The sequence below is a fragment of the Streptococcus respiraculi genome (genome assembly GCF_003595525.1).
In the GTDB taxonomy this organism is placed as follows: Bacteria; Bacillota; Bacilli; order Lactobacillales; family Streptococcaceae; genus Streptococcus; species Streptococcus respiraculi.
Genome location: NZ_CP022680.1, coordinates 1,367,803 through 1,380,014, shown reverse-complemented (window position 1 = coordinate 1,380,014; position 12,212 = coordinate 1,367,803). Strand labels below are relative to the sequence as shown.

The following is a 12,212-nucleotide window of genomic DNA, read 5'->3' as shown; positions in this document are numbered from 1 at the left end:
ACTACAGGATAAGGAGCAAAAAAAAGAGACTGAAACAAAAGTGTCCCGTCTCGTTTCTTTTATAGATTTAGCAGCTTGACGCATATCAATAGTCAGGGGAGTTACTATTAGGAGCGAGGATAATCGATTTCTACGAAATCACGATTTTTGCCCCACTCCCTATCTTTAACTACTTCTCTTCAACAAACGCTCCGTCATATCGACCAAGATGCCTTTTGCTGGGTAGGATGGTAATTGCTCAATCGCCTCGATAGCTTTCTGAGTGAAACGGGCAGCTAACATACGCGCATCTTCTAGCCCCCCCTCTTTCTTCATCAGTGAGACGATTGCCTCAACATCTTCTGCTGTCATAGTCTCCCGTTTATCCAGATAAGGACGAAAGGCAGCGGGATTTTTTTCTAACGCACAAACGAGTGGTAAATTATAGATGCCCTGACCAATATCTTCTAAAACAGGCTTATTGAGGGCCTCTTTTTCTTCAGTATAATCGAGCAAATCATCAATCATCTGAAAAGCCATCCCAATATAAAAGCCAATATGACCTGCAAGGCGAATCGTTTCAGCATCCGCCCCACCAAAATAAGCTCCCTCTCGACTTGCCAGTTTGAATAAGGCAGCTGTTTTTCCAGCAGCAGCCCGCAAGTAACCATGCACTGTCCGCTCTTGCTGGTAATAAGCTGACATCTGATCTAGCTCCCCCAGCAAGATTTTCTTCATCGTCTTGGCATTGGCGTTCATATAAGGTGAGCCTGGTATGGATGCTAGGAGCAATTCAAAAAAGACAGTAAAAAGCAAGTCACCTGTATAGACGGCGACATCCTTACCAAACCGACTCTGAATAGTCACCTGTCCGCGCCGTAGCGGCGAATCATCGATGATATCGTCATGGACCAAGGTTGCCAGATGTAAGACTTCAAGCGAGGCAGCAACCGTCACCAACTGCTCCTCATCTAATCTAGAGCAATCCCCCAACTCTGCAAATAAAAAGAAAAAAGCTGGCCGCAAATACTTTCCACCTGCACTGTTTAAGGCTATAACAGCCTGCCCAATACTCTGGTTACGGATTTGCATTTTCCGCGCAATCAATGCCCTCACACTATTCAGCTTTTCTTCCAAGCCTGGATAGCGACTCCAATACGCTGACATTTCTCATCTCCTTGGTTTCCTAACTGCTCTCTATTTTACATTATTTAGGCTGTAATAGCTAGTATCGCATGCTGGATTTTAGTAATAAGCAATGAAAAGCTAAAAAGTCTAGCAACCAATATTTCAGTTGCTAGAACTTTCAGCTACTACTCCCGCATAGAACTATTCACTCTTCTTTGAAATCATAATCAATAGCTGTCCATTCTATATAGATAGCAATAGTGCAAATGCAGCATAAAACTCTTTTTCTCCTAATTCTTGAAGTCCAGATACTTGCCCATCACCGAATTCCATTAGAATTAAGCTCCCGTCTTCTTTCCGTGCTACATCTATTGTAACGAAATTACTATTGACCTTCTGAACGATGGATTTAATCCACGTTATCTCACTACTAGACAAATATCCATCCGTATTACCATTCCAATAATCACCAATTATCAGTATTTTCCCTGCATAAACAAAAATTCTATATTCTTCCGCTATCGGCATGCCACTTTTGTCATGAAATCCAATATAATTTAACTTTTCATACTTCCGAAGAACAATCCCTCCAACGAATTGACTACCTTGTCTTTTAACGAAATTCGTAACAATTTCTCTAAAGTTCATTTGATTTGCTATATTATCAATATAACAAGCTTCATACCATTCATGTTTCCTGCTTTTTACATAATCCTTTACAATGAAAGCTCCTTTTTTGTCTCCCACCTTTTTTTCAATATCTTCTAGCTTATCGCTAGTTGACCAAAACGATTCAAATGTCTCGCCTTCAAAAGATTGATACCATTTTGGTAAATGATGATAGCGTTCATATTCTTCTGGAGTATTAATCAAATAAATTCCTTTGGATAATAATTCAATATAAAGTTTACGATACTCATCAACCGACAGCATCCAGCCTCTATAAATTGTTATCCCTTGTATACTATCTCCAAAAATGAATGGCTTTCCTTCTTCGAATCTCTCTAAACTAAATAAAGCACAATCATAATTCTTACTCGCATAGGTGTACTCTTCTAAATAATCACTATCAACTTTCCTACAATCCAGTGGGTCACTGCTAAATAAAAAATGAAGCGTTGGCTTCTTCTTTAGCAAAATACTGCCCATTGCCTGTTCCCCATTTTTTGATTGAAAGAGAAAGCCTTTCTGACTAACACTACCATTGTCAGCTTGGTCAGGAGCGCGACGGATCATCTCGACTCCAGAGACTTGAAATTCATTACCCTGCAAATCATATACAATATCGTTAAGTTTCAAAGATTGGACTGCCTTAGTTTCAAAACTATATACAAATCCTTTATCTGTAATCGTAAATCTATCTATTATTCTATACACTTCAATCATGTAGATTTCTCCAACTGTTTTCACATGGATATTATTATTATCAATTATAACATGATTAGAAAAAAATTATCTAGTGAATCCACCTTTATCACCCTATATGAAACACTTATTTATTAAATAGTTTCGCCCAATCTTGTCGCGAATTCAAAATACATAAAATCATTGTCTTTACTAGTATCCTATCTACACCTCTAGTAACTGCACAAACTCATACCCTTCTGGATAGAGGATATAGCCTTGATTTGGTTTCAGAGATGGTTCATTAGTCAAATATGGATAACGAGTATGATTCTGATCACTGATTCGAACACCAAAAAAGACTTGTTCGACTAACTGAAGCATGAGTTTAACATAACTATCATAGCTGTTATTAACTAAATCTTGATAACTTCCCACAAAGAGAACAGTCACCCCATGCCTCGCTCCTTCAAGCAAGAGAAGTTTCATATCCGCTTCACTCAAACCAGCACTCATTCCTGTCGAAGCCAAATCCGGAATAATAATCAACCAGTTTGGATATGACTCATTTGGAGCCTCCATCCGTTTCTTCAAATCCTCTATAATCGTTTTAAGGACATTTTCAACTTCTAGTGAGCTTGTAAAGCGTTGAATACCTTCAAATAATTGATTGGAAATGCGTTGATTCGAATCCAAGATAACCGCATTATATTTGTCAGATAAACTATTTATACGGTGCTCTAAGAGTTTATAATAATGATTCACCGCAAGAGGACTATCTGACGCCATCAATATCGGACGCTTAAAACTAAATCCAGATGGTACTACAGCTTCTCGCTCTAGACCAAAAATAAAATCTGTACTTGCCTCTAGATATTCTTTCATCACTTTTAGCGTGACTTTCTCAGGCAACATTGGAATTCCTGCTGGTAAACTTCCTGCCCACTCTTGAGACATCGCTGTAATTTCTGATTTCACCTCAGTAATATAGTCCGTGTAATATTCACTACTATATGGCAATGGAATCTGGAAGGTTGTAATTTCTTCAAACTTACCAATCGCCCTCCCCTTTATCTCTTCTAGCGGGATATTTGATCGACCAACTACACCCGATAAGTCACTGGAATCAAATAAGAAGAGAGAAATCTTGGTTTTAAAGTTTGTTTGTAGCTGGAGTCGCATCGCATTTAGTCGTGACAAGGTCACAATGAGGTACATTCCCAATGAGGCTCCATCACGGGCAATGACATTTAATACATCATAGAAAGAATCCGCAAATGGCGCATCCATGACACTATCAAATCCATCAATCTCAATAAAGATTGTTGGGAACTGTTCTCCTGATAGTTGATTGTACTGACTGAGGTTGGTTGCCTTCGCTTGTGACAATGCCTTCTTCCGTTGCTTCACTTCTTTTGTCAGAATGCGAAGTGATTTCATAATCTTCTCTGTCTCATCTAAGGCAAAGTAATCTGCTACATGAGGGAAATCAGAGAGAGAAATCAACCCACTTGTCCCAAAATCATAGAGGTAAAAATGGGCTTCTTCTGGTGTTTGCTTCCGCATAATATCCACCGCAAAATTTTGCAAGAAAGTCGATTTCCCAAACCCTGGACTAGATACCAAAAGAATGTGTCCTGCCTGCTCCATATTGAAATAAAGCGGTGACTGTTCTTGCTTTTCAGGAATATCTTGATAGCCTACTAGAACTTCCAAAGGTCCTGTATTCTGATTCCAGTAATCTTTAAAGTTCACGGATTGTAAGTCTTTGGCATATATTTTTTCTTCTAGAGGTGGTAACCAAGGACTGGCCACTTTAGGGATCTGCAAGCCCTCAAATACTTCCTGCGCTTTTTCGACAATCGCATCTAACTCAGTCGGAACCGCTTTGACTTCTTTTTGGTTTGCTAGGCCACTCAAATCTTTATTAATCGGTGAATATTGACCACTGTCTGTAATCTCATAAATCGTGGTTTCCCGCTGAGCTTGATGTTTCCCATCTGGGTTATAATCTGCTCCTGACCAGGCACTTTGGAATAGTTCATAAATTTCATTATTCCCAACCTGTAAGTAAGCTCGTCCCGTTTGAGTGATTTCTGCTGCATCTGAAGTCTTAATCACTTCTCGTGAATCCGCAACATCTTGAACTTTTAGGGCAATTTTAAATTTCGAGTTGGACCAAATTTGGTCATTAACGACACCGCTTGGCTTTTGGGTAGCTAGAATCAATTTCACCCCTAGTGAACGACCAATACGGGCAGTCGAAATCAACTCATCCATAAAGTCTGGTTGATTGGCTTTTAACTCCGCAAACTCATCACTGATAATCAGAAGCTGAGGAAGTGGTTCGCTAACTTTTCCTTCTTTGAAGAGTTTTGTATATTGATTAATGTGGTTGACATCATGCTCTAAGAAGATGCGCTGACGTTTTTTCAACTCTGCCTTAATGGACACAAGGGCACGATTTGCTTGGTTTCCATCCAAGTTGGTGATGGTTCCTACAACGTGTGGGAGATCCGCAAATAGGTTAGCCATTCCTCCCCCTTTATAGTCAATCAAGAGAAAGGCAACTTCATAGGGATGATAATTAACCGCCAATGATAAGATATAAGACTGAATCAGCTCGGATTTACCTGATCCTGTGGTCCCTGCAATCAAGCCGTGTGGCCCGTGAGCTTTTTCGTGTAAATTCAAATAGAGAATATCGTCACGTCCACGCACTCCTAGTGGAACTGCCATAGTTTGATAGGTTTCATTTTCAGACCAACGGGTCAATAAATCCAACTCTTCTACACGACTCACTCCATACATCTCTAAGAAGGTAATGCTATTTGGTATCGAATTGCGCAGGGTTTGAACATGATTAATCCCCGCCATATTCCGCGCAAAACCTTCTTTAGACTGTACATCAATCATCGGTAAAGGAACAAAGGGGTTATTCACATAGGTTCCATTTTGAAGTAGGAGAGTCGCTTTCTTATCGCCACGGTAATCCACAACCGTCTGCACATGTTCTGGCAAACTTTCAATCACTTCTTCCACAAAAATATAATGAATGCCTAAATGCGACAGGTCTTCATTGATATACTCCATAATGTTATGGTCTAAGAGTAGACTGAGGTCTGTAATCAATAAAATATAGCGAGGCGTGTACTGCTTCTCAGTATTTTTATCTTGCTCACTATCTAGCTTTCTCTCCTTAATAATCTGATAAAGAGAGGTTAATAACTGATCGCGTGTCCGTTGGCTATAGACAAATCCACGACTATTAAAGGCTTGAATCTTGATATGAGGCAACCAACGACTCCAATTCCACAGCGGTAGTTCTTCTTCACGGAAGATTGGAATAAACTGTACATCATGATAACTTTGGAAAGTCGCTACCTGCATCATCAATTGTTGAACCTGCTCAATCACCACTTTTCGATTACCAATATAACCGATAGGGCTCGCAATATCATTTTGAATTGGAACTGGGCTTATCATTCTATAGTAGGACAACAGTTCCTGTACCTTTTGCCCTGCCTCTTCATTATACTTGGTCAACTCAGAGTTGCTATAATCAATTTGAAAGCTAGCTGGTATTTCTCCTAGTCCTAAGCGATAAGTTAAGAAATCAAAATGATAAAGCGTCTTCTCATAGATTCGTCTATCTGTCCGCGCAGCCATGTCCAGAATAGTCTGTGTATCTGGATAATGATAAAGAAGTGCTTCTATCTGCTCCTCTTTATAAGTTGAAAGATCTTTGTACTTCGTATCTAAATACGACATATAGTCCTTTAGCTTTTGTGCTTGCTTTTCTTTGTGATTTTTCTTATCCGAGAAATAAGAATGGATGGATGTTCCTATTGTAATGATAGACATCCCCATCATCATGAAAACCATGCCACCACTACGAGAAAAGAAATAGGTCAAGCCTGTAAAGACAATCATCGCAAGAGGCGTAATCAAAAGCTTCAATAATGATCGCTTTGCACTATCCTCATCTGTTGGAGCAGAAGCAATCGTGATTTTTTCTTCTGGCTCTCTTAAAATAATACGTGGAGAGCGATGAAACTCTTTTGCACGATCTTCAACTACTGTCTCGACAAAGTTTAATAAGGAAGTTTTAATATCAAAAATGGTTGCTATCGAAAGAACCTGCTTTTGAAGTGATAATACAATCCCTTTCTCGAAAAGGAGAACATCGTTTTCACGAATGGTTTGTTTACCAGACTGCTTGTGACCATTTAGAAAATAAGTATCGCTACTGATAAAATCAATACTTCCATTTTCATGAAAAGTATAGACTATTTCTCCATTGTAATCTTCTAAGCGAATCGTCGCATCTTCCTCATCTGATAGGTAGAGAGAATTCTTTGGTAGGAGAAAATACTGAGTTTCAGGAAGAATCATTAACGTAATGGTAACAGTATCCGATAAGGATACCGTATGAATCCCTACTGTATAATTCTTTTCTGCTAAAGACACTGTTTCTGTATCCACTTTTAATGAAAGAGAGTTCTCCAGCGGAATACAAATATCAGAATGAATTTCTTTTCCTAATACATAGTTCTTTTCGGCATAAAGAGGATAGGCATTTGTTTGATAAATAAGATACATCATTTATGTGCCTCCTACTATTGTGAATTAGATGAAGAGCTACTTGTTGTAGTGCTTGAAGTAGTAGTTGACGTTCTCTCTTCGTTTGTAGTCTCTTGCTTATCACTATCAGAAGACGTCAAATATTGCTTTTTCAACTCTTCTAATTTCGATTTGTAGCCATTAATTTTTTCTGTCCGTTCTTCAGAAGTCATGTCTGGTTCACGCTGAATCTCATCAATTTTCTTTGTCATTCCATACATCAATAGTTGTGGATCATCTAAGAAGCTAGCAATATCAATCGCTTCATCAATCTTTGCTTGACCAATTAACACCCAATAACGAAGATAATCTTCATTTGACTGATTAGAGATTTTACTTAGTTCTGTTTTTTGCTCATCGGTCAAATGTTCCGTCATAATCACTGAATAAGCCACAATATACTTATCATCTTGACTGAGTGACTTACTATCTGTATTTTTCAAAGTAGAGATGACTTGTGAATAATCTTCCTGAATGAAGGCTAATCGAATAGTCGAGATCATTTCCTGTCTTGGCAAGGCAAAGAAGAATAGGTAGCCAATCCCAATCAGTGAACAAACAGCTACAATCGTAGAAATAATCGTAGAAAATTTCATTCGTGAAACCACTTTATTACTCATTCTTGAAAAGTTCTGTTCATTGAGCTGTTTCTCTTCATTGTATTTTTCTTGAAGTAACTTCAACACTTCTGCAATCGTTTCTGCCTTAACCACAGTCTCACAGAAAAGATTTCCTTTGTAAAAAGGTAATTTTCCATCCAGCAAAGAAGGATAGTCTGTCTTATCATCTAAAAGCGACAGAGTCATTGCTTTGTAACGCTCTAGGAACTCTCCTTCTGCTATTCCATCATATGGTGGCACTTGTCCTTTGATTCCCTTATGAATAAAAAGGGGAGCACCATTCATCGTAAAAACAATAGACTCTGGTTCAAAGGAGTAGGTGTATTTCGAAAACTCTAATTCCTTATACAAGCAACCAATATTCAAGAGGTGACGCAAGCGTTCTTCCACCGTTAACTCGCTCAAGCGTTCCCAGCCGTACATCCCATCTTCAAGGTAACTTTCTAACAACAACATATCATCTTGGACACTCATATCTGTTGTAAGAAAAAGAGGATGTACAGCCTCTAATAAGGTATACGCTACCTCACGATTTCCTTTAACATCCTCGGCTAATAATTCTACTTTCAATTCTTTCATCTTTCTCTCTATCATATCCTAAATGGTTTCTAATTGTAGTAATACTCCATCCTTCACAAACTCCAACGTTCCTGTACTAGCAATCGTCTGTCCCGACTGTATAATCCGTGCAGTCGGATTAACTATGCTCAAATTTAATCCATAAGCATGAGATACAATTTGTAGTAATTCCTTTAGTGTCATCGAAGAAGGGATTCTTAAATCAATTTGACGGTTGATAAATGGAACAAAGTCAAGACTAACATTGACATACTCATTCATAATCTATTTCCCTCCTTTTTTCGGGTGAAAGCTCGTATAATCGAGTATCCCAGCACACAAAATGCTAAACTAAGCACCCCTAGCACTTGCCATGAAAGCGCAGGAGACTTCTCATTTAATGAGATATGATAGTCTCCTGTATTTGAAATCATGGTCTTTGAAGTAAACAACAAGGGTTGATAGGCTTCCATAATATTTGTGCTGGATAAATTCCCCAAGAAAAGATTATCTTTTTCTTTTTTTTCAGTATTTTTTGTGTTTTCTTGTACTGTTTGAATTGATTCTGATGTATCAGCACGAAATAGCTTTGCAAGCTCACTTTCTTGTTCGATATAATGGACTTCTTTCGATTCCTGTTTTGAATGAATATCCGTATCAATTTTCAATGAGCCATCATCCGCATAGACAGCTACAGACAATAAGCAGGTAGATAGCAACAGAAAACAAAGTACTTTTTTCATATCGACTCCTTAGTTATCTTTGACCTTACTGTAAATCAGTACATTCGTACTTCCTAAAGCAATCACTACCATCAATAACAGAATAAATGGCAACTCCCAGCCTTTCGTATGGTTGATATAATTTGTTACTAAATCTTCTATATAGGTCAACGGAGACATCGCCCCTAGAAAGTTAGTCGAACTAACATAGTAAGCATCTAATAACTGACTAGCCGTTATAATGTGTAGAAGTAATAGCGCTATTCCAAGTAAAAATCCTAAACTCTTGATTTTCTCTAAGAGCAGATTTAACCCATAAGTAAAGAATAGAACTGCCGCAATTACTATAAAGATTAGAAAAAAGATCTGTCCAAAATTCATGGCTAGCTTATATCCAGATACTGTCGCAATCAAAATTCCTGCAGTAGCTCCCATTACTGTCAGAAACGCCATAGGACCTGTCGCGTTTTTCCAATGAATTCGATTGGTAATCTTCAGTTGTTTCTGTAGTTCTGGAATGTCTGCATGTTGTAACAAGTAAGCAATTCCTAAAGCTACCAAATAACAAATTAAAATAATCAGTAAACCGGATCGTTCATCTTGGCGTGCTGTTGTTACTTTCGTAGCCGTAGAGTTTCCTAAAACATTTTGAATTTTTGATGCATCTACTGGATTTGATAGATAATCGTAGACAGCCTCATTTTTATTATTTCCTGTTTTGGTGTTGCTTAGCACAGTTGAAAAGGCTTGAAGGAACTCTTTGTTCGAAGTGTAGGTATCATCCATCACATTTTTCAATTCTACAACACGGCCTGATAAAGACTCACCTTCTTTTTCCAGATTCGTTACATCAGACGACAGACGCTCTACATCTGATTCAATCGTTTTAGAAACGGATTGATTCGATTTTGTATTGTTCATCAGTGTTTGACTTGCGGTCAGTAGCTGAACCATATCTTTGTTCATATCCATGGTAACCGTTACTAAATCTACATTATCTCTCTTTTCTGATTCTGTGAATACAGGCTTACTTGTAATAGTTGTATGAGTTTTTTCAGTCTCCTCGATGACAGAGCTCAATTGAGCAAGTAAATCAGAAGTGCTTGTTCTTAACCCATCAATATTCGTAATTAACCCTTCGGCATCTGCAACTTTAGCTTCAAACTTCTCTAAATCTTCATCAGGAACTTTTAATTGATCTTTTAGACTTGAGACTGTTGTGTCTTTAATGAGATTGACAATAATAGTTTTAAGGTTCTCAACATCTGTCTGGTTTAATAAAGCAGATGGACCTGGTTTCAGTTCACCAGTTTGTAAATCCATATCATAATATGCTTTTGCAAGAGAAGCGACCTCTAAATAGCTCTTCACATCATTATAAACGGCTTGTGTATTAACATTTACTGTGTAGGCAGAAGCGTTCGAAATAACATCTGTATCTGAATAGGTTCTTGTAATCGTCTTCGTTTCTGCTTTCGGGATACGAACAACCATTGCTCCCTCAACTTCTCGAGTCTTAGACTCAGCCTCTTCTAGATCCGCAGGGACTTTTACCTTATCAGAGACTGTTTTCTCCTCACTCTCACTAGAAAGTACCCCCACTTCTTGACTAGTCGTTACGACTGCTCGTACTGGTACTTCTTGGAAGATATCCACTTGCTCTGGATTCACTGCTGCAAGAGTATAGGAAATCGCAAATGAAGTACCACTTAAGCCAGCAACCTCATATTCCGTAGCACTTATTTGTGTAGTAGGGTAGTCGCTGACATGTAATACATAATTTTCAGGAACAGATAGTTTTACGCTAGTCACATTTCCCTCAATATTATTAAAAGGAATGGTTCTTTGCTTCTGCAAATTTTGTGAGACAGCTTCTTTAACGCTTGCGATATACTGTTGTTGCATCGTAGAAGCTGGTCTTGCTGGTAAAGTTTTTTCATTTTCAGTTGAATACCACTCCACAAAACGATTAATATTTTTCAAGTAATTCTTATCTGCGTCAGATAAGTCCATACGATTAATGCCATCATCATCATAGTAAGGCATTGCAGTAATAGCACCATCTATTTTTGACAGCATTGTATCATGTAGTTTCTTAAAGTATAGCCCTAGCGTTTGCTTGATTTCATCAGCTTGATCTGTCTTTCCAGTCGTATCTGCCAGTGACTCATCAACTGCTTTCGCAATAGCTTCGTCATAGTTTTCTAAGCTTTTGTCAATATCGGTGTTTAGCTTTTTTAAACGTTCTACAAAACTCTTTAGTTCGGTATTGAAGCCATTCACTTTGTCAGTTGTATCTTTCCATACAGCAGGCTCATTCAAATGTTCAAAAATATATGAATTAAGCTCTTTCATCTGAGCTAACTGTTGTTCAACTGTTAACTTTGAAAATTCTACATCATAATTTTTTAAAATGGTTTCTCTCGTATCAATCGACGATTGCCAAGCTTCCTGCAAGGATTTGATCTTTTCGATTTCTTCCTCATAGCTTTTACCTACGCTAGCAATTGATGTAAACGCAGCATTTGTATTGTTGAGATCTTTACTAAATGAAGAATACGTGTTTAACAAATCATTTGGTGTTGAGTGTAAGCCTGCAAACAACTGAGAATAGGAAGTCAAGGGATTAAATAGTTTTGTATTATACGCATCTAAAGACTCCCCTTCGTTTGTCACAACGTCTGACACTTGAGATTGCGCAGTCTGAAGGTTTCCAATGATACTAAGAAAGTAGATATTGACTAGATCTTTATTGAAAAGACTCTTAACATCAACTACAGCTTGCTCGGCCTGCTTTACAACTAGTTGTCTATCAGATTTGATTTCATACTGAAAGACAGCTCGCGACGGATTCGCAGATTCAATCGCCAAACTATCCTCTGAAAATTTACTCGGGAAGATGATCATTAACTGATAAGTATTGTTCTCTAACCCTTTTATTGCAATCGAACGAGACACTGTTTCAATAACATAATCCGTAGATTTTGAAAATGATTTCATGAGTGTATTGGCAATATTGACATTCTCTCCGTTATAGGTCATTCCTTTATCTTCATTGACAACTGCAATCTTAAATGGATTCTTCTGAGTTGTTTGTTCTGAAGGATTTTTACTAATTGAAGTTGGTTTTATAACACCAAAAAAAGATACTACAACTGTGATAGCTAATAAACCAACACCTAGCCATACCAATAATTTTTTATTCACTTCTTCCTCCTATGAAAAAAGGTTGAGGATT

7 protein-coding genes are annotated in these 12,212 nt (G+C 38.0%); all 7 read right to left on the bottom strand.

Annotated features, from left to right (window positions below; genetic code table 11):
- Nucleotides 1-165: 165 nt before the first annotated feature.
- Nucleotides 166-1,146 carry a polyprenyl synthetase family protein gene (locus tag CHF41_RS06705; protein WP_119876552.1) on the bottom strand — a complete coding sequence of 327 codons (981 nt, stop codon included), beginning with the start codon at nt 1,144-1,146 and terminating at the stop codon, nt 166-168.
- Between the two features lie 204 nt (nt 1,147-1,350).
- Nucleotides 1,351-2,493: an ATP-grasp domain-containing protein gene (locus CHF41_RS06700; protein WP_206269752.1), complete on the bottom strand. Its 1,143-nt coding sequence runs from the start codon at nt 2,491-2,493 to the stop codon at nt 1,351-1,353.
- A 183-nt stretch (nt 2,494-2,676) separates the two neighbouring features.
- A complete protein-coding gene (essC, locus tag CHF41_RS06695) occupies nt 2,677-7,056 on the bottom strand; it encodes a type VII secretion protein EssC (protein WP_119876551.1) in 4,380 nt (1,459 codons plus the stop codon).
- A 14-nt stretch (nt 7,057-7,070) separates the two neighbouring features.
- Nucleotides 7,071-8,273 (bottom strand): type VII secretion protein EssB, encoded by a 1,203-nt coding sequence (gene essB / locus CHF41_RS06690; RefSeq protein ID WP_206269751.1) that lies wholly within the window; start codon nt 8,271-8,273, stop codon nt 7,071-7,073.
- Nucleotides 8,274-8,291: 18 nt separating this feature from the next.
- Complete coding sequence (locus CHF41_RS06685) at nt 8,292-8,534, bottom strand: ubiquitin family protein (protein ID WP_119876550.1); 243 nt, start codon at nt 8,532-8,534, stop codon at nt 8,292-8,294.
- Complete coding sequence (gene essA, locus CHF41_RS06680; protein WP_119876549.1) at nt 8,531-8,995, bottom strand: type VII secretion protein EssA; 465 nt, start codon at nt 8,993-8,995, stop codon at nt 8,531-8,533. Before essA ends, CHF41_RS06685 begins: the two co-directional genes overlap by 4 nt.
- A gap of 9 nt (nt 8,996-9,004) precedes the next feature.
- Complete coding sequence (esaA, locus tag CHF41_RS06675; RefSeq protein ID WP_119876548.1) at nt 9,005-12,181, bottom strand: type VII secretion protein EsaA; 3,177 nt, start codon at nt 12,179-12,181, stop codon at nt 9,005-9,007.
- Nucleotides 12,182-12,212 lie beyond the last annotated feature (31 nt).